We start from the raw sequence: 19,776 nt of genomic DNA on the forward strand, positions 1-19,776 counted from the left end.
GCATGAAATGATCTGAAAGTCCCTGTTTCGTGGGTGTACTATAGTAGTATAACAAACACCTCATGATGTGGCCTTTAGAACTATTTAATTTATGACATTAGCATTCGATATTATAAATAGGGATTACAGAATATAGAGTTTTATTCCTGATTAACCGGGAACTAGGCCTTAGACTGTGAATATATGAATGAGAGGGGAGGGTCTTTCCTTTGAGAACTCATGTGATGGAGCTTAGGGCTGGAGATAGATTAAAGGAAGATACTTTTAATCGTGCCGGGCTTCATGTTCTACCTAAAGGAACGGTTATTAAAACCGAGGAAATTGCTTTATTGATTCGACAAAGCATCGATTACGTCGATATTGAACCGCGCGACGGGAGCGCTGTATCCGAGGCTGCAGAGGTTGCGGGAAGTCAGGGATTTAGCCAACGATTACAGGAGAACTTCGACAAAACGATTCAAGGTTTCCAGGCTATTTTTCTTGAGGCGCTAACTACAGGCAAATTTAATCAGTCGATGGTTGACGAAAAGTTGCTGCCGACTTTGGAGGCATTGGATGAACGTAAGAATGTTTCCTCTTTGTTGTATATGCTCAGCAATGATGATGTAAATATTTATAACCATTCACTGCAAGTCGGATTACTATCTTATTACATAGCGACCTGGCTCGGATACTCCAGAGAGGAGTGCCATGAGATTAGTAAAGCTGGGTACCTGCACGATATCGGCAAAAGCCGTGTGCGCCAATCCATAAAGAACAAAAGCGATTTGCAGGGCGAGGAACTGGAGGAAATGAGGCGGCATACCAACTATGGCTACGAAATTATCTGTGAATCGATCAAAGATAATAAAACGCTCGCTCTTGCTGCTCTCCAGCATCACGAATATGAAGATGGTACCGGGTACCCTATGGGGATTGGAAAAGGCGAAATACATCCTTATTCGCAAATTGTCGCCGTAGCTAATGTTTATGTAGAAATGACAACATCGCCTAACAGACGGCCTCAGGATAGTTTATTAACCGTACTGCGTAAAGTGTATGAGCTTGGCTTTGGAAAGCTGGATGAGAAAGCTGTTCAAGCACTGACCCAAAATCTCCTGCCTAACTTTATAGGCAAGCGAGTACAATTAAGCAATGGGGAAAGTGCAACGATCGTCTATAATAATCCAACAGATATTTTTAAACCGCTCGTTAAAGTTGACGATTTCTTCAGAGACTTGTCACGTGAGCGAGACATTGAAATTGAAGAGATTTTTTTTGAATAGCCCCATGGTAAAAAGCCTGACTGAAATCAAATTTCAGTTAGGTTTTTTTTGCCTTTTTCTCATTTTATCGTGCTATTTCATCAGTTCATCTTAGGTAAGTGTGATAAGGGTGTGAAGTAGCTTTTCCCAGGAAATAATAAGAAGACAGAAAGGTGGAGGACGATGACATTACTTCGGAAAAAGCGCATATTTTATATTTTAATAGGGTTTATGATTGTGCTTGGTCTGTATGTGATAAGAGTAGGGTGGATTCAATTTGCTTCCGCTAGAATGGCTATTAGCGCTTCGGGGATGACGATGAATGAACTGGCAGTACGTCAGCGTGAAGAAGGAATCGAACTCGATCCTGGCAGAGGACAATTCTTGGATCGGCACGGCTATCCATTAACGGGAACTACGGTATGGGTGCCTGTCCTATTCCCTGTAAAGGATTTGCCGGATGATGCCCAGGTAAAGGCGATGGCTGGTCTGCTCGGTGTAACTGCTTCAGAGCTAGAGGGGAAATGGAGCAAGCTTCAATATCCGTATATATGGCAAAAGGGGGATGAGCGGGTTCCGCTTGTACTCTCGAGAGAAGATGCTGAACAGTGGACGCAAATCAGCGGTTTTAAAGTCCTCCCTTATATGCGGCGCTATCCGGAGAAGGATTCAGGCAAGCAATGGCTAGGTTATGTCTCGCAGCGTCCGGATTACGTTCGCAGTCTGCACGGGCAGAAAAACAGCCGTGCGATTCCTCTAACTATGCAGGTAGGATCATCTGGACTGGAGCGAACATTTGATCATTTCCTGCGCGGTGTAGGATCAACCAGGGCTGCATTTACGGTTGATGGACAGAAGCGTCCTCTAATCGGATTAGGCCTGCGCTTGAAATCGGCTAATGACCGTTATTATCCTTTATCTGTCCGGACAACTGTGGATGGAATGATTCAGCAGCAATTGGAGAGCGTGACGGAGCAAATGGCCGTCCAGGAAGGAGCGATCGTCGTGCTGGATGCGACGCAAGGAGATGTTGTCGCTATGGTGTCGCGTCCGTTTTTTAATCCTCGGCATATTGATTTGGAGGAGGGCAATTGGAGTAATCACGCTGTAAAGGCCGCGATCCCGGGCTCAATCTTTAAAACCGTAATTGCCGCTGCGGCTTTGGAGGAAGGTGTAGCATCACCAACAGAAACCTTCCATTGTACCGGACATTATGGCAAGTACGGTCTTTCGTGCTGGAAAGAAGGAGGCCATGGCACGATAACGCTGAAGCAGGCTTTTGCTCAATCATGCAATATCGTATTTGCGACATTAGGCGAGAGGCTGACGGCTGCAAGTATTGAGCGTACCGCTGATAAGTTGGGGATAGGACACACTGTGGGCTGGTATGATCCGTCATTTCGAGGAGGGGCGGGGTTAAGACAGATCGATCAGGAGGAAGCGGGAACTGTATTTGCGAAAGGAATTCAGCCGGATGGAGGCGTGAGGGCACAAACCAGTTTGGGACAGCGTGACGTTATGTTGTCTCCTCTGCAGGCCGCCAATTTGGTCGTTGCTTTGCTGCATGGTGGCAAAGTGAGTTCCCCGCGACTTGTACAGGATATTTATTTTAAAAATGGCACGCGAATGCTTGAATTTCCTTTACAGTCACTTCCTTCAAGCTATGGGGCGATTTCCCCGGAGACAGCGAAAACCCTGCTCGGCTGGATGGAGGAAGTGGTGAAGAAGGGGACGGGCCGATCCCTGCTGAATGCCAAGTGGAATTTGGCAGGCAAGTCTGGAACGTCTCAAGTCGTTTCTGCCGGAACACCAGCCAATCATCAGTGGTTTATCGGATATGGGCCGGTGGAGCGCCCCCGTTATGCAGTAGCTGTCCTTGTGAAAAATAGGCGGGAAGGCTCGCCTCATCAAGCAACGGAGTTATTCCGCCGAGTCATGGATATTTTAGCTGAGAGATTTCCTAAATAAAAAGACCCTAATTTTGGAGTTAATATGATAAAATAAAAGGGATACACTAAAAAGCCTTAGGGCCCGCCAAAGTCAGTGAATGAGATAGAAAAGTGGGGAAAAGACATGGAGACTTTGCTGCTGTGGTTGTTTTATATTTCAACATTATACGCTTTCATACCCGGCTTGATTACGCGGCTGTTCGGATTTCGCGTATTCCGGCGCGGGGTGGGGATGAATGAATTTGCCCTTACCTTTGATGATGGTCCAGACCCTCTTTATACGTCGCAGTTGCTTGATTTATTGAAGAAATACGAAGCTAAAGCCACATTTTTCGTCGTCGGCTCCAATGCGGAGAAATATCCGCATATAATCAAGCGAATGCATGAAGAAGGACATTTGATCGGCATTCATAATTATGTGCACAAGACGAACTGGTTAATGGGCCCGGCTGCTGTAAAGAAACAAATTCAGCGAACCAACAAAATCATTAGTGACATTATCGGCAGTGATACGCATTACTATCGGCCGCCGTGGGGAATTGTCAATTTATTCGACTTCGCGAGAAGAAGCGAAACACAAATTGTTCTATGGTCGTCGATGTTCGGCGATTGGCGCCAGCGTCTTGGCGCTGATCGGCTAACGAAACGCATGCTGAAGAAGCTCAAGAGCGGTGAAGTATTTCTGCTTCATGACTGCGGGAATACGCTAGGAGCGAATGCCAAAGCGCCCGTAGAGATGCTGACCGCCCTGGAGCGAGTGCTTCAAGAAGCTGCGAAGAAGGGTCTCGGAACGATACGAATTGACGACATGATCAGCAAGAGCGAGACGGCGAAGCGTGAGGCGAAAGGCCAGAACTCTTTGACTGAAACGCCAAAGAAAGACCCTAAGAACAAGAAGCCGCTATCCTGGGGCAAGAAAATTCTTGTATCTCTATGGCTGCTTTGGGAGCAAATATTTCATGCGCTCTTTCAGTTAAAAACAACGAATAAGGAAGACCCGATATTTCACTTCCGCATACGTCCGTATCGGGGAGAGCCCGTAATGATGAACGGTGGTATAGAGCTTGTTAACGGTGATCGGGTATTAGAGCTTCATTTTGACAACAAAAGGTTGTTTGAAATTGGTTCGCGATCCCGAACATCTGTGCAAATAGCCATTCAAATGATTCGTGGAGTAGAGAAGACGCTTCCTGAGCTGGCCCATTATATTCAAAGCCATCCAGAACTGCTCGACGTCAAAGCGTTGTACGGAGTAAGCATGATCAATCGGGGGCCGGAGCAATTTGGATTTACGGTGACGGATTTGCCGGATAGCTTCTTTGCCAAATCGACGCGTCTATATTTGAAGTTTTTGCTGAGTGTCATCCATCCGTCAGGCGGGGATCGACTGAAACAACGTTCCTCCCATGAACTGATTCCTAAGCTGATCGTGATGCCTATAGAGCTCTTGCTTGAAAAATATTCCGAAGACGGTTCGCACCGCCGCTTTACTGAAAAGGCAGACAGGGAAGCTGCTAGAGAGGAAGCTAGTGACGAAGCCAATGATGAAACTGCTTTAAGCGCGACTCAGCCTTGTTGATTCATTGCAAAAGGGGCATTCCACCAACATAGTGGAACTGCCCCTTCTTTATGCTCTTATTACATATGAACATGTATAAATAATTGCAATAAATTGAATTAAATTTTCATGACTCCGCCGTTGCTTGCATTTGTAACGAGCTTGGAATAGCGGGCAAGATAGCCGGTCTTCACCTTAGGCTCGAAGCCCTTCCAGTTAGCCTGGCGGCGTGCAAGCTCTTCATCGGCTACATGAAGCTCGATTTTACGGTTGTTCAGATCGAGCTCGATAATGTCGCCATCTTCTACGAAGGCAATCGGTCCGCCTTCGGCAGCTTCCGGAGAGATATGGCCGATACTGATGCCGCGGGAAGCGCCGGAGAAGCGGCCATCGGTGATCAGGCCGACCTTTGCGCCAAGGCCCATACCTGCAATTTGCGAGGTTGGAGCGAGCATTTCAGGCATGCCTGGTCCGCCTTTAGGCCCTTCATAGCGGATGACGACAACATGGCCTTCCTTGACCTTGCCGTTTGCGATGCCTTCCAGCGCTTGTTCCTGCGAGTCAAAGCAGATGGCAGGGCCTTTATGGTATCCGCCAACCGAAGGGTCTACCGCGCCGACCTTGATGACGGAGCCTTCAGGAGCAAGGTTTCCGTACAGGATGGCGAGGCCGCCCTTCTCGGTATGCGGGTTGTCGATGGCACGGATGACTTCGTGGTCATGAATCTCGCAGCCAGCCACGTTCTCGGCAAGCGTCTTGCCCGTAACGGTCATTTGGTCGCCATAGATCGCACCAGGCTTCTTCAACAGCTCATTGATGACGGCACTTACGCCGCCGGCCCGGTGAACGTCTTCAATGAAATAATCGGAGGCCGGAGCCAGCTTCGAAATATGAGGTACGCGGTTGGCAACCTCATTGATGCGCTCCAGCGGATAATCGATGCCTGCTTCCTGTGCCAAGGCCAAGGTGTGCAGTACAGTATTGGTTGAACCGCCCATGGCCATGTCGAGCGCAAAGGCGTTGTCGATGGATTCTTTCGTTACGATATCGCGTGGCTTAAGATCGAGCTTGATCAGCTCCATCAGTTGGCGGGCAGATTGTCTTACGAAATCCTTACGCGCCTCGTCGACCGCTAGGATCGTTCCGTTACCCGGCATCGCGAGCCCAAGTGCTTCGGCAAGACAGTTCATGGAGTTTGCCGTGAACATACCGGAGCAGGAGCCGCAGGTCGGACAGCCGTATTGCTCAAGCTCAAGCAGGTCGGCGTCGTCGATCTTGCCCGCTTGATAAGCGCCGACACCCTCAAAGACCGAAGTCAAGGAGAGCTTGCGTCCCTTGCTGTCTACGCCGGCCTTCATCGGCCCGCCGCTGACAAATACAGTCGGGATGTTCACGCGAAGCGCGCCCATCATCATCCCTGGCGTGATTTTATCACAGTTCGGGATACAGACCATACCGTCGAACCAGTGGGCGGAGACAACCGTTTCTAGGGAGTCGGCAATGATCTCCCGGCTCGGAAGGGAATAACGCATCCCGATGTGCCCCATCGCTATTCCGTCATCAACGCCGATGGTGTTGAATTCAAAAGGCACGCCGCCAGCTTCGCGGATTGCTTCCTTAACGATTTTACCGAATTCCTGCAAATGCACATGGCCAGGAACGATATCGATGTAAGAGTTGCATACCGCGATAAACGGTTTGCCGAAATCCTCGTCCTTAACGCCGGCAGCTCGCAGCAAGCTGCGATGAGGCGCACGGTCGAAGCCTTTTTTGATCATATCTGAACGCATTTTCTTGGCAGTCATGGTTGCCTATCCCCCCATAAAATGTATATTTTAATTTTGGAACTTTACACCGCTAAAGGTTTCTCTAAAGTCTATCATATGTAATCCGCTTTTTCTAGCGGTTGATAAGGATTGGAAGAAAGGTTTCTATTAAAAAAGAGCTCCAGCTTAACCTGGAACTCTTCCTAATGAATGGATGGTTTTTCATCCTTATTTATTGTTATTATTGTTGCGGGCTTCCCCGCCCATTCGTCCTATTCTGCGATAAAATTCCTTATCGTGCTTCTCGGAGGTGGCTTCTCCGCCTTTTTGGCCGATCTCCTGATAGAATTCCTTGCTGTGGCTTTTAGAAGTAGCCTCTCCGCCTTTTTGCCCGATTTCCTGATAGAACTCTTTGCCGTGGTTTTTAGAGGTGGCCTTTCCTCCCAAGCGACCGGCTTCTTGACGGCTCATCTTGCCGTTTCCGCGTGCCATTACAAATCAACTCCTTGTGCGAAAAGTTTTGTTTTACGTATGAGTTATTTACCACAGCCAGTTAGTTTGAAACATCAGTAAACAAAAAAAAGAGCCAAATGGCTCTAAAATTGGTAATATCATTCATAATATTTTGCTCTTATTGTTTGCTTGCTGTACTAAAGGGACGAAATGCTCGGCGCTCTAGATTAAGCAGCCATTGTACGGATGGCTCAATGACAGGCGATGTCCATTTCCGAACGAAGGAATGGCTGAGCAGCAGAGTCAGGAGAACCGCGCCGATAATGAGCATGATCGAGGCTGCTGCATTCGTTATATAATCATACAAAGGAGATGCAGCGGCAATCCGGATAATCAATCCGTGCAGCAGGAAAACATATAATGTACGCCGTCCCAAATCCGTGAGCTTGCTTTCCCGCAGCGGCACGAAAGAGAGAAAAGCGATCCCGGCCAGCAGTTGAAGGGCGTAAAGGGCTAATCGATACAATCCGGCATGCCATTCATAGTGACCCAGTTGGCTGTAAGTCATGCTGCCATAAAGCCATCCGACATCGACACGGCTGCCCCACAGGGCGATAGTTCCAAGCAAAGCGGCGGCTAAAGCAAGTGTGAACAAACGCCTTTTTGGGGTAAAGATTTTTATCAAATAAGCAAATGAAAAATGATAACCGGCAATAAAGAAAGGCAGGTAAACGAACGTACGCGACAAGCTGAGCCAGGTTCCATCCACCTGCAAATAACCGACCAGGACGCCTAATGCCAAGGATAATGCCAGCTGCTGAAGAGGCGTCCATTTGTTCATAGCCATGAGCAGCAGGCGCCAGCATAGGTGGCTGGCCAAGAACCAGAGCAGTAAATAGGGGGCGAAGAAAGAGTGCCGGATGTTCTCTACTTGAAATATGGTAACGTCTAATACGGAGTAAAGACTTTGAAAGATAACGTATTGCAGGCCGATTTGCAGCATCAGCTTGCGTCCGGGCTGGCCGAGTAGATTCGTTTTGGCGAAATATCCGGTGACGAATACGAATAGCGGCATATGAAAAGTGAAGATCCAAACATATAAAGTATGCATTACAGCCATATCTTTAATTAATGGCTCAATGGCATTGCCTACGAAGACACATATGATCAGTAAAAAACGCAGGTTGAGAAAAAAAGTCTCTCCTCGCGGATTCGATTGAACGTTTGTCGTCATGCTGATGGCCTCCCCGACCCAATAAATCATTCAAAATTTTAAGTATTTGATCTCTGTATTAAAGGTACTCCTTTTCATCCTTTATACATGTGATTTTTATCACGAAGGAAAACGCTCTCAGTCTCTGCATTTGTGGCAAACTATTGAATCATAGGGGTTTAAGGTTACAATGAGGATAGCGATACACGAATAATGAAGGTGGGGCATGGAAGGCCATGGCGGTTGTACAAGCGGGGGGACGCAGGGCGTCTTGCCAGGCGATATTGTTTGATAAGGATGGAACTCTCTTGGACTTTATGGCTCTTTGGGGCGAGTGGGCGATGACGCTGCTTGAATTGCTGGACAGTCATTTGGAGATGATGGGCGCGCGTCGAATCGATAGCAAAGCAGCTCTGCTGGGACTTAGGCTGGATGGCCAGCAGCAGATAACAGATTACGATAAAGCCGGACCGCTGGCGATGGGAACCGAGGAAGAGGTCACCGCGCTGCTCGCCTGGCAGCTTTATGCTGCAGGTGTTCCTTGGAATGAAGCGTTGATTCAGGTTAGGCAATTTAGCTCATCGGCGATGATTGAATTGAAGAAGCATAAGAACGCGAGGCCGATGCCAGGGCTCGGTGCCTTTCTAAGCGCTTGCCGCGAGCGGAATATCCGGCTGGCTGTCGTCACTTCCGATACAACTGAGGCTGCACGGGAGCATCTTAGCTGGATGGGGATCGGGCACTATTTCAGTGCGATTATCGGGAGGGATCAGGTGAGTATTGGCAAGCCTTTTCCCGAAATGGCCCTGCTGGCTTGTGAGGAACTTGGCATTCCGCCGGAGCTGGCGCTCGTTGTTGGGGACAGCAACGGGGATATGCAAATGGGCAAGCAAGCAGGCGTACAAATGACGGTCGGGCTTGCCCCGGATGGCGGAGGGGAGGCATATTTGCTGGACGCCGACGTAATCATTCGCAGTTTTTTGGAAATGAAAGTGCTAGAGGAGGCATGAAAGCAATGACGTTGAGTAATATTGAGAAATTGGCATCTTGGGTGAGCGAGGGAAGAAGGATCGTTTTTTTTGGCGGGGCAGGGATTTCAACAGAGAGCGGGATTCCAGATTTTCGCTCAGCTGCAGGGATTTATCAGGAGGAGAAGGCATCCCCTTATTCGCCGGAGGAGATATTAAGCCGGCCTTTCTTTGATCGTCATCCAGAAGTGTTCTACGATTTCTACAAATCGAAAATGATCCATCTGCATGCGGAGCCGAATCCGGCACATCGTTTTCTAGCCTGGCTGGAAGACGAAGGCAAACTTGATGCGGTCATCACTCAAAATATCGACGGTCTCCACCAAAAGGCAGGAAGCCGCAAGGTGCTGGAGCTGCATGGCTCCATCCATCGAAATTATTGCATGAGCTGCGGGAGGTTCCACAGCTTGGAGGATGTTATGCATTCAGCCGATCCCGTGCCTAAATGCATGGGTTGCGGCGGTACGGTTAAACCTGATGTCGTATTGTACGGGGAAAACTTAGATAATAAGGTAATTGAAAATACGGTTAAAGCGATTAGCGATGCTGATTTACTGCTGATTGGGGGCACTTCGCTGACCGTGCAGCCAGCTGCGCATCTAATTACGTACTTTCAGGGACAGCGAACTGTGTTATTGAATGCATCCTCCACGGCCTATGACAGCAGGGCTGATTTGCTGATTACGGAACCGATCGGCTCCGTGCTTGGCCAGGTAGAAGTGTTATTAAAAGCGGAAGCTTAAACAACTCTCTTTCCAAAACGAAAACGGTTTCTTCTTCCTTGCCAAAGGGGATTGAACGAGATATGATATTTTTCGAAAGATAATTTACAGCAGGAAGGTAGGGAACTAAATGGCATACGTTGCTAGTGAAGACCGGTACGAGTCGATGATATATAATCGTGTGGGTCGTTCGGGCCTTAAGCTTCCAGCCATATCGCTTGGATTATGGCATAACTTCGGTGGTGTAGATACGTTCGAGAATGGCCGCGAAATGATTCGCAGAGCATTCGATTTGGGCATTACCCACTTTGATTTAGCCAATAACTATGGCCCGCCTCCGGGCTCGGCAGAAGAAATGTTCGGAACCGTTCTGAAAAAAGATTTGGCCCCCTATCGGGATGAATTGGTGATCTCCTCCAAGGCAGGCTACTATATGTGGCCTGGTCCGTATGGCGAGTGGGGATCTCGTAAATACTTGATTTCCAGCTTGGATCAAAGCCTGAAACGGATGGGAGTCGATTATGTCGATATTTTCTACTCCCACCGCTTTGATCCGGATACGCCGCTGGAGGAGACGATGATGGCGCTCGATCATATCGTTCGCTCAGGCAAAGCGTTATATGTGGGCATATCGAGCTATTCGGCCGAGCAGACGAAGGAAGCGGTATCCATTCTCAAGCAGCTTGGCACGCCGCTGCTCATTCATCAGCCGAATTATTCGCTGCTGGATCGTTGGATCGAGAATGGCCTGCAGGACGTTCTTGAGGAGAACGGCGTCGGCAGTATTGCCTTCTGTCCGCTGGCGCAGGGGCTGCTCACGAACAAATACTTGAACGGCATTCCGGATGATTCCCGCGCGAAGAGCCCGACAGGAGCTCTGCAAGAGACGCAAATTACGCCGGAGACGCTGCGCAAAGTGCGCGCGCTGAATCAAATGGCTGCTGCACGTGGCCAGAGCTTGGCTCAGTTTGCGCTGGCTTGGGTGCTCCGCGGAGGAAGGGTCACGTCCGCTCTGATCGGAGCGAGCCGGGTAAGCCAAATTGATGAGAACGTTCAGGCGCTGAATAAGCTTGATTTCACAGATGAGGAACTGAACCGGATCGAAACGATTCTCCATAACCACGGCGATCATTAATTATGCGCCCCAATATAGAAGAGCCCGTATCCCTTGTATTGCTATTTAGGGAACGGGCTCTGGCTATTTACCGGGGGCGCTTCTCCGGTACTCGCTGGGCGATTGCCCATGAAATCTGCGGAATTGCCGGGAGAAATAAAGCGCATCGTTGAGACCGACGGAGGAAGCGATTTGCTCAATGGATAATTCGGGACGTTCACGAAGCAATTGGCGTGATTTATCGATCCTCAGTTTAAGCAAATACGTAACGGGAGTAAGCCCGGTCTCTTTTTTGAAAATACGCGATAAATAAGCCCTATTATATCCTAGGCTTGCGCACATTTCTTCTATAGATACATGATGGGCATACTGGCTTGAAATATAGTAAATCATTTGCTTGACGATTTTTTGGACGGCGGACTCTCCGGAAGGAAGCGTGGATTCCTTGAGATGAGAGTCTTCCGCTTCAGCCATAATCAGATGCAAGCAGCCAAGGGAATACAAATGCGAGCTTGGCTTCTTGCTGCGAAATTCCTGCAGTACGGATAGAAGCAGCTGGGGAATGCTGCTATCCGTCGGGGTATGAATGACGGGATGCTGCGGCGTTAAACCGGCACGCTCGAGAAGCGCTGGAACCTTTGCCCCGGTAAAGGCGATCCAGCGATAACGCCAGGGCGTTGCTATATCAGAAGCGTAGCTTACCAGTTGGTTTGGAAGGATGAGAAATCCGTCGCCCGGCTGCAGCTCATATATGGAATACTCTGTTTGAAAGCTTCCAGTTCCTTCTTCGACAAAGTGGAGTAAATAATAGTCATATACTTTCGGTCCGACACGATGATCCGGTCTGGTTTGACTTTCGCCAGCGAACAAAATGTGCAGGTCGCTCTCATCAAATACTTCGGGGTTAGCTGCGGCGCTGTAGGTTTCTTGTAGCATTGGGGGAGCCTCCTTCGTGCATAGCGAATATTTAATTATATTTATATTCTACTTGGTAAGGTCATATTTATCCATACAAACCTCGCATACATACATTATCAAAATGACGTGGAATCTTTATACTGGAAGCAAGAAAGGAATATTCCATGAAGATGGGGTGTACATGTTGAATAAACGAAAAATGGAGCAATTGTTCTTATCCCGTTATGGGAGCAGTGAAGAAAGCATATTTGTATTCAATGCGCCGGGCCGGGTGAATCTCATCGGCGAGCATATCGATTATAACGGGGGTTATGTACTGCCAGCAGCGCTGGAATTCGGAACGACACTGGCGGTTCGCCGCCGCTCTGACCGCCAAGTAACCTTTGCATCAGCAAATCTTCCGTATGTGGCGGAGTATGAGATTTCTGAATTGGGGCATTCCAAGACAGGAGAATGGGTTGATTATCCGATCGGGGTTATATCGGAATTAGGCAAGCTTGGGATTACACTGACATGCGGTTATGACCTGCTATTCCATGGAGAGATTCCGAATGGAGCAGGACTGTCGTCTTCCGCTTCGCTTGAAGTTGTTACCGCATTTGCGCTGTTGACAATGGAGGGGAAAGAGACGGACAAGGTGGAAATTTCCCGCCTGTCCCAGCGAGCCGAGAACGAATATGTAGGCGTAAACAGCGGTATTATGGATCAATTCGCAGTAGCCAACGGCGCGAAGGATCATGCGATATTGCTGATGTGCGACACGCTTGAATATGAGCTGGTTCCATTTCGCACGGGGGCATACAAGTTGGTGATCGGCAATACGAACAAGCGCAGAGGTCTAGTGGATTCCAAATACAATGAGCGCCGTTCGCAGTGCGATGAAGCGCTAAGCCTCTTGAAGGCCCACGAGCCAGGCTTAGAATATTTGGCTCATTTGAAGCCAGGGCGCTTGGCTCAGCTGGAGACGACTTTTACTGAAGAGGTTCTGCTGCATCGGGCAAAGCATGTTGTGCTTGAGAACGCCAGAGTGCTGGAATCCGTAGAGGCTTTAAAGAACAATGACTTGCAGCATTTCGGTGAACTGATGAATGCGTCGCATGATTCCCTGAGGGATCTGTATGAGGTCAGTTGCACGGAACTGGATGTGATGGTGGAGGAAGCACGCCTGATCGAGGGAACTCTTGGTTCCCGGATGACCGGAGCCGGATTTGGCGGCTGTACGGTTTCTCTCGTGCATGAAGATTCGGTTGAAGTATTTGTAAGGCAGGTGGGCGAGGCTTATCTGCGTCGTACGGGGCTAGAGGCTGAATTCTATGTTTGTGGAGTAGGGCCTGGCGTACATCAAATGAAGGAGGAGAAATAAGATGGCTATATTAGTTACTGGAGGAGCAGGCTATATCGGATCGCATACGGTGGCGGAACTATTGGATCGGGGTAAGGAAGTCGTTGTCCTTGATAATTTGCAGTCAGGACATCGCGAAGCGCTGCTTGGCGGCAAGCTGTATGAAGGGGATTTGCGGGACAAGGCGCTGCTGGCAAAGTTATTTGCAGAGAATGAGATTGAAGCGGTTATTCATTTCGCGGCCAACTCGCTGGTGGGAGAGAGCATGCAGAAGCCTGTCAAATACTATGACAATAACGTGTACGGCACGCTCTGCCTGCTTGAAGCGATGGATGCCGCAAACGTGCGGCGAATCGTATTCTCGTCTACGGCCGCTACTTATGGGGAGCCTGAAAAGGTGCCGATCGAGGAAACCGACTTGACTCAACCGACGAACGTGTACGGAGAGACGAAGCTGATGATGGAGCGGATGATCGACTGGTTCGATAAGGTGCTCGGCATCAAATATGTATCCTTGCGCTATTTCAACGCTGCGGGCGCTCACGAGAGCGGACGAATCGGGGAAGACCACAGACCGGAGAGCCATCTCATTCCGTTGATATTGCAAACCGCGCTCGGACAGCGGCCTTCGATTTCTGTCTTCGGCGATGATTACAGTACGCCGGACGGCACATGCATCCGCGATTATATCCATGTCAGCGACCTGGCGGATGCGCACTTGCTCGCGGTAGAGCATTTGATTGCCGGTGGAGAGAGCAACATTTTCAATTTAGGCAATGGACAAGGGTTCTCGGTCAAGGAAGTGATTGAGCAGGTTCGTGAAGTAACCGGCCGTGATTTCCCAGTTGTAATAAGCCCTAGACGTGCAGGGGATCCTGGCGTGCTGATCGCTTCCTCGGATAAAGCTAGAACGATTCTGAAATGGCAGCCTTCCCGAAGCAGCCTGGATCATATTATTCGGAGTGCCTGGGCTTGGCACAATGCCCATCCGGGCGGTTATGACGACTTCAAGTGAGGAGGGATTGAAAGTGGCAGCTAAAGAGATAAATATGCAAGAGGCACAGCAGGCTATAGAGCGGCTGCTGCACTATGGACGTGAGCATCAATTATTTGAGGAATGGGATATGGATTACACGCGCAATCGCTTGCTGGAGCTGTTTGCGCTGGATGAGCCATGGACGTCGGAATTGGAGATTCCTTCTGGAGTCGGGCTTCGCCAGCCGCTGGATGTTCTTATCGATTATGGCTTTGCGATCGGTCTTATCCCGGATGGTTCCGACACGTACCGCGATTTGCTTGACGCGAGAATTATGGGCCAATTGATGTCGCGTCCGTCTGAGACGATAGCGGCTTTCAAGCAGACTGTCAGTGAGAGGGGAGTCGCGGCTGCGACTCAGGATTTCTATAAGCTTGCTGTGGACAGCAACTATATTCGCATGGATCGGGTCGCGAATAATATTTATTGGAATCAAGCGACACCGTACGGCGAAATGGAGATCACGATCAACCTATCGAAGCCGGAGAAGAGTCCCAAGGAAATTGCGATGGCGAAACTGCTGCCTCCACCGGTATATCCGAAATGCCAGCTATGCCGGGAAAATGTAGGTTATGCCGGACGAGTTAATCACCCGGCAAGGCAGAATCTGCGGGTGATTCCGATCGAACTGAACGATGAGCCGTGGTTGTTTCAGTACTCGCCTTACGTATACTACAATGAGCATTGCATCGTCTTCCATCATGATCATGTGCCGATGAAGCTGACGCGGGATACCTTTAAGCGTCTGCTGGATTTTACGGCAGAGTTCCCGCATTATTTCATCGGCTCCAATGCGGACTTGCCGATCGTTGGCGGGTCGATCCTGACGCATGACCATTTCCAGGGGGGCAGACATACCTTCCCGCTGGAGAAGGCTCCTGCGGAAGCGACGTTCCGGCATGAGGCGTTCAAGGGTGTCACGGTTTCCATCGTGAATTGGCCCATGACCGTGCTGCGCCTGAACGGCCATCAACCAGACGTGCTGCTTGACGCTGCCGATGATTTGTACGAGAAGTGGAAAGCCTACAGTGATCCGGAAGCTGAGGTTCTGGCGTTCACGGAAGAGAACGGACAATCTGTTCCTCATAACACGGTAACGCCGATTGTACGCCGTGGTGCGGACGGCAGCTATGAGATGGACATCGTCCTGCGCAATAACCGGACGAATGAGCAATACCCGGAGGGGATATTCCATCCGCATCGCGAGATGCACCATATTAAGAAGGAGAATATCGGCTTGATCGAAGTGATGGGATTAGCGATTCTCCCTGGACGGCTGAAGGAAGAGCTTGCCCGCATCGCTGAAATTCTCAGTGGAAATAAAGAAATGTATGAAGAGGTTCTGGCCAATCCGGAAAGCGCGCTTGCCGTCCATGCCGACTGGATTCGGGAACTTGTTGCCGAGCATGGACAGGGTCTCCGCCAAGAAGAAGCTGAAGGGCTGCTTCGCAATGAGGTCGGGCTGAAATTCTCAGCCATATTGGAGCATGCCGGCGTGTTCAAGGCAACGCCTGCGGGCCGCGAAGCCTTCCGCAGATTTGTCCTATCCGCAGGCTATCGCGAATAGGCGGAGTTTATAGAGGCTCCGAATGCCGAATGCCGAATATAATAGAGCTTTGCCCTACCTCCCGTTCGATTGAATAGGGAGGTAGGCTTTTTTATAGAGGAATGTCATAGGAGCCTGCTAAGCTCACCAAAAGTAAGCCGATTGTTTCCTTATAGTTAGAAGAGTATAATTTAAAGTGCAGTACATAATTTAAGGGACACAACACTTGAGGACAACTAATTAGGGAGGCATGTTGCATGAACTCTTTTCAATTCCATAATCCGACTAGGCTTATTTTTGGCAAAGGTCAGTTAACAGCTTTGAGGACAGAGGTTCCTAAATACGGCAGCAAAGTATTGTTGGTGTATGGCGGAGGCAGCATTAAGCGCAATGGGCTTTATGATCAGGTGATAGACCAGCTTAAGGAGATCGGAGCAGAGATCACGGAGCTCCCCGGTGTAGAGCCTAACCCACGTTTGTCCACGGTTCATCGCGGCGTAGATTTATGCAAGACAAAGGGGGTGGAGCTGGTTCTTGCCGTAGGCGGAGGCAGCGTTCTGGACTGTGCCAAGGCGATAGCTGCGGGTGCTAAGTATGATGGTGATATGTGGGACTTTGCCGAGCATAAGGCGGTTCCTCAGGCTGCGCTTCCGCTAGGAACGGTGCTGACGATGGCAGCTACCGGATCGGAAATGAACGGTAACTCGGTTATTTCCAACGAAGCGACCGAGGAGAAGCTGGGATGGGGAAGCCCGCTCGTATATCCGGTCTTTTCGATTCTTGATCCAGAGAACACGTTTACTCTGCCGAAAGATCAGACGGTATACGGCATTGTGGATATTATGTCTCACGTGTTCGAGCATTATTTTCATAAGGAGAGCAATACGCTCCTGCAGGATGAATTCTGCGAGGCGCTGCTGCGTACTGTCATTGAGACGGCGCCTAAGCTGCTCGAGGATTTGGAAAGCTTCGACCATCGGGAGACGATTTTGCTATGTGGCACAATGGCACTAAATGGAGTGCTGAATATGGGACTTTCGGGTGATTGGGCGACTCATAACATCGAGCATGCCGTTTCCGCCGTCTACGATATACCACATGGAGGCGGCCTCGCGATCCTGTTCCCGAACTGGATGAGCCACAATATGCGCCATGACGTAGCCCGCTTCAAGCGTCTGGCCGTGAAGGTGTTCGGCGTTGACCCAAGCGGTAAGAGCGATCAGCAGGCAGCTGAGGAAGGGATTGCGGCGCTGCGCGCATTCTGGAACTCGATTGGCGCGCCAAGCCGGCTTGCGGATTACGATATCGATGAGAGCAAGCTTGAGGCTATGGCTGATAAAGCGATGCGGTTCGGGGCGTTTGGTAATTTTGCGAAGCTGGAAAAAGAGGACGTTCTGGCAATTTACCGCCGTTCGCTGTAATGAAGGTCGAGTAAGGTTGCGAATTAACCTGTGCTGACGTAACAATATAATATTTCGGAACAAGCCGAGTAAGAGGAATGAGAGGTTCCTTTGCTCGGCATTCTGGAATTTCCCCGCATTGTCTTCGATTCGTTGCCAAATGAACGAAACGAAACCACTTCTTGCTACGTAATACTAAATATATACACACCCAGGAAGGAGGGACGGCGAATGGAGGCCATGTTCTGGAGCTGTTTGCTTGGCGGAGCCGTATTCGCGCTGTTAAGCGTCATCGTGGGAGATATTGTTGGCAGTTGGCTGGATGGTATATTCGACATTTTAGCGCTTGATTTTTTGAAGCCCATTATTTTGGCGTCCGCAGTCACTACGTTTGGAGGAGCTGGCGTGCTGCTGGTTCGTTATACTGGCCTTGGTTCCGCAGTTGTCATTCTAATTGCGACTCTGATCGCTTTGTTTATGTCGGTTGTCATTTACTTTGCCTACGTGAAACCGATGGATAACAGCGAGAACTCAACAGGTTTCTCCGTAGCCGAACTTCCGGGCAAGCTGGGGGAAGTGACCGTGCCGATTCCAGAGTCGGGCTTTGGGGAAATCATGGTCAATTTCGTGGCTGGAAATACGCTACATATTGCATCCAGTTGGGACAACACGGAAATACCGGCAGGCACGCTTGTCGTCGTCGTCGATTCGAAAGACGGCGTCGTGCAGGTATCCAGGCTTTATGAGAATGGACAAGAAAAGGAGATGGTGTGATTGTTATTCGAAGGTATTCCTGATTTCTTATTAATTCCGATTATAGTTCTAGCCGTAATTGTTGTGCTTGGCCTCGCTTTCTGGGCAAGGTATAAGACGGTGAGCCCGGATGAGGCGATGATCGTTACAGGTTCCTTCCTAGGGAGCAAAAATATTTCGGATGACGAAACAGGCCGAAAAATTAAAATCGTACGCGGCGGCGGGGCGTTCATTTGGCCGATTTTTCAAAAGGCGGAGTTCATGTCATTGCTGTCCCATAAGCTGGATGTCATGACTCCAGAGGTATATACTGAGCAAGGTGTCCCGGTATCGGCGGACGGGGTTGCGATTATCAAGGTAGGCAGTTCTGTAGAGGACGTAGCTACTGCTGCAGAGCAATTCATGGGCAAGCCGATTGAATCGTTAAAAGGGGAGGCCCAGGAAGTATTGGAAGGGCATCTACGCTCGATTCTCGGATCGATGACCGTAGAGGAGGTCTACCGCAACCGGGATAAGTTCGCACAGGAAGTTCAGGGCGTCGCTGCCCGGGATTTGAAGAAGATGGGGCTGCAGATCGTTTCCTTTACGATAAAAGATGTCCGCGACAAGCACGGCTATCTGGAGGCTCTAGGTAAGCCGCGCATTGCGGCGGTTAAACGGGACGCCGAGATTGCTGAAGCCGAAGCGGTTAGGGATTCGCGGATTCAAAAGGCACTAGCAGAGGAGTCCGGTCAGAAGGCGGAGCTGCTTCGCGATACGAATATTGCGGAAGCCTCCAAGGAGAAGGAACTGAAGGTCGCTTCCTTTAAGAAGGAGCAGGACACGGCGAAGGCGGAAGCCGACCAGGCCTATCATATCCAGGAAGCGCGTGCGAAGCAGACGATGGTTGAAGAACAAATGAAGGTAGAACTCGTCCGTAAAGAACGCGAAATCGACCTGCAGGATAAAGAAATTGTGGTACGCCAAAAGCAGTATGACGCTGAAGTGAAGAAGAAAGCCGATGCCGATCGTTATGCAGTAGAGCAAGCGGCGGAAGCAGAGAAGGCTCGTAAAATGCGTGAAGCCGATGCAGTGCAGTATTCCATCGAAACGCAGGCAAAGGCTTCTGCAGAACAGAAGCGTCTTGAAGGTTTGGCAATTGCCGATGCCGAGCGTGCTAAAGGTACGGCTGATGCAGAAATTATCAGGCTCCGGGGGCTGGCAGAAGCGGAAGCGAAGGAGAAGCTCGCCGAGGCGTTCCAGAAATTTGGCGAGGCTGCCATCCTTGATATCGTTGTAAAAATGCTGCCTGAGCTTGCAGAGAAAATTGCCGGTCCTATTTCGTCCATCGACAAGTTGACCGTCGTTGACACTGGCAAAGGAGAAGGCGCAGCCCGGGTAAGCAACTATGTTACCGAGCTTATGGCTACTGCCCCGGAAATGTTAAAAAGCGTATCCGGCATAGAGCTGGATCGCTTAATTAAAGGCTTGACGCAAGGCAAAGCCCTGCCGGCAGCTCCTGCTCCGGCCGCTTCGACCTCCGCATCAGTCCAGACAGCGCCTTCCGGTCCGGCATCTCCATCGCCGAAAGCGACAGCTAAGCCACCGGTCATTCAGGAGAGCGCCGCTTCTTCGGAACAGAACACTTAAAGCGGTATTATGGATACCCTTGACAAGTAGAAGCAATACCTGTAACTTGTGCATAAGTTACGCTGCAAAGCGTCCCGCCGGAAGGCGAGACGCTTTTATAATGCG

16 protein-coding genes are annotated in these 19,776 nt (G+C 49.8%); 12 read left to right on the plus strand and 4 right to left on the minus strand.

Annotated features, from left to right (window positions below; all coding sequences use genetic code 11):
- The first annotated feature begins 209 nt into the window (after positions 1 to 209).
- From CZ379_RS11985 to CZ379_RS11995, 3 genes are all read left to right on the plus strand, one after another.
- Positions 210 to 1,265, plus strand: coding sequence for an HD-GYP domain-containing protein (locus CZ379_RS11985; RefSeq protein ID WP_110931827.1), 1,056 nt, complete (start codon positions 210 to 212; stop codon positions 1,263 to 1,265).
- Between the two features lie 162 nt (positions 1,266 to 1,427).
- Positions 1,428 to 3,212, plus strand: coding sequence for a peptidoglycan D,D-transpeptidase FtsI family protein (locus tag CZ379_RS11990; protein WP_110931828.1), 1,785 nt, complete (start codon positions 1,428 to 1,430; stop codon positions 3,210 to 3,212).
- Positions 3,213 to 3,317: 105 nt separating this feature from the next.
- Positions 3,318 to 4,772, plus strand: coding sequence for a polysaccharide deacetylase family protein (locus CZ379_RS11995; RefSeq protein ID WP_110931829.1), 1,455 nt, complete (start codon positions 3,318 to 3,320; stop codon positions 4,770 to 4,772).
- A 98-nt stretch (positions 4,773 to 4,870) separates the two neighbouring features.
- On the opposite strand, the gene ilvD is transcribed toward CZ379_RS11995, so the two are convergent.
- The 3 genes from ilvD to CZ379_RS12010 form a co-directional block, all read right to left on the minus strand.
- Positions 4,871 to 6,556, minus strand: a complete 1,686-nt coding sequence (gene ilvD / locus CZ379_RS12000; protein WP_110931830.1) for a dihydroxy-acid dehydratase — start codon at positions 6,554 to 6,556, stop codon at positions 4,871 to 4,873.
- 189 nt (positions 6,557 to 6,745) lie between these two features.
- Positions 6,746 to 7,009: a KGG domain-containing protein gene (locus CZ379_RS12005; protein WP_110931831.1), complete on the minus strand. Its 264-nt coding sequence runs from the start codon at positions 7,007 to 7,009 to the stop codon at positions 6,746 to 6,748.
- 139 nt (positions 7,010 to 7,148) lie between these two features.
- Positions 7,149 to 8,204 carry an acyltransferase family protein gene (locus tag CZ379_RS12010; protein ID WP_110931832.1) on the minus strand — a complete coding sequence of 352 codons (1,056 nt, stop codon included), beginning with the start codon at positions 8,202 to 8,204 and terminating at the stop codon, positions 7,149 to 7,151.
- A 215-nt stretch (positions 8,205 to 8,419) separates the two neighbouring features.
- On the opposite strand from CZ379_RS12010, the gene CZ379_RS12015 reads away from it, so the two are divergent.
- The 3 genes from CZ379_RS12015 to mgrA all read left to right on the plus strand — a co-directional run bounded on the left by CZ379_RS12015 (position 8,420) and on the right by mgrA (position 11,068).
- Entirely contained in the window at positions 8,420 to 9,193 is a 774-nt protein-coding gene (locus tag CZ379_RS12015; RefSeq protein WP_110931833.1) for an HAD family hydrolase, read from the plus strand.
- Between the two features lie 5 nt (positions 9,194 to 9,198).
- Positions 9,199 to 9,954 carry an NAD-dependent protein deacylase gene (locus tag CZ379_RS12020; protein WP_110931834.1) on the plus strand — a complete coding sequence of 252 codons (756 nt, stop codon included), beginning with the start codon at positions 9,199 to 9,201 and terminating at the stop codon, positions 9,952 to 9,954.
- Positions 9,955 to 10,063: 109 nt separating this feature from the next.
- Positions 10,064 to 11,068 carry an L-glyceraldehyde 3-phosphate reductase gene (mgrA, locus tag CZ379_RS12025; protein ID WP_110931835.1) on the plus strand — a complete coding sequence of 335 codons (1,005 nt, stop codon included), beginning with the start codon at positions 10,064 to 10,066 and terminating at the stop codon, positions 11,066 to 11,068.
- 63 nt (positions 11,069 to 11,131) lie between these two features.
- On the opposite strand, the gene CZ379_RS12030 is transcribed toward mgrA, so the two are convergent.
- Positions 11,132 to 11,983 carry an AraC family transcriptional regulator gene (locus CZ379_RS12030; RefSeq protein WP_110931836.1) on the minus strand — a complete coding sequence of 284 codons (852 nt, stop codon included), beginning with the start codon at positions 11,981 to 11,983 and terminating at the stop codon, positions 11,132 to 11,134.
- 163 nt (positions 11,984 to 12,146) lie between these two features.
- Here CZ379_RS12030 and CZ379_RS12035 point away from each other — a divergent pair, with 163 nt between their 5' ends.
- The 6 genes from CZ379_RS12035 to CZ379_RS12060 all read left to right on the plus strand — a co-directional run bounded on the left by CZ379_RS12035 (position 12,147) and on the right by CZ379_RS12060 (position 19,671).
- On the plus strand, positions 12,147 to 13,328 hold the full coding sequence (locus tag CZ379_RS12035; RefSeq protein WP_407668663.1) for a galactokinase: 1,182 nt from the start codon (positions 12,147 to 12,149) through the stop codon (positions 13,326 to 13,328).
- Between the two features lies 1 nt (position 13,329).
- Positions 13,330 to 14,322 carry a UDP-glucose 4-epimerase GalE gene (galE, locus tag CZ379_RS12040; RefSeq protein WP_110934345.1) on the plus strand — a complete coding sequence of 331 codons (993 nt, stop codon included), beginning with the start codon at positions 13,330 to 13,332 and terminating at the stop codon, positions 14,320 to 14,322.
- A complete protein-coding gene (locus CZ379_RS12045; RefSeq protein ID WP_407668664.1) occupies positions 14,306 to 15,910 on the plus strand; it encodes a UDP-glucose--hexose-1-phosphate uridylyltransferase in 1,605 nt (534 codons plus the stop codon). The genes galE and CZ379_RS12045 overlap by 17 nt, the downstream gene beginning before the upstream one ends.
- 236 nt (positions 15,911 to 16,146) lie before the next feature.
- Positions 16,147 to 17,310 carry an iron-containing alcohol dehydrogenase gene (locus CZ379_RS12050; RefSeq protein ID WP_110931838.1) on the plus strand — a complete coding sequence of 388 codons (1,164 nt, stop codon included), beginning with the start codon at positions 16,147 to 16,149 and terminating at the stop codon, positions 17,308 to 17,310.
- A gap of 210 nt (positions 17,311 to 17,520) precedes the next feature.
- Complete coding sequence (locus CZ379_RS12055; RefSeq protein ID WP_110931839.1) at positions 17,521 to 18,063, plus strand: NfeD family membrane protein; 543 nt, start codon at positions 17,521 to 17,523, stop codon at positions 18,061 to 18,063.
- Positions 18,064 to 18,078: 15 nt separating this feature from the next.
- Positions 18,079 to 19,671: a flotillin family protein gene (locus CZ379_RS12060; RefSeq protein WP_110934346.1), complete on the plus strand. Its 1,593-nt coding sequence runs from the start codon at positions 18,079 to 18,081 to the stop codon at positions 19,669 to 19,671.
- Positions 19,672 to 19,776 lie beyond the last annotated feature (105 nt).

The sequence above is a fragment of the Paenibacillus bouchesdurhonensis genome, assembly GCF_900155685.1.
GTDB classification, from domain to species: domain Bacteria; phylum Bacillota; class Bacilli; order Paenibacillales; family Paenibacillaceae; genus Fontibacillus; species Fontibacillus bouchesdurhonensis.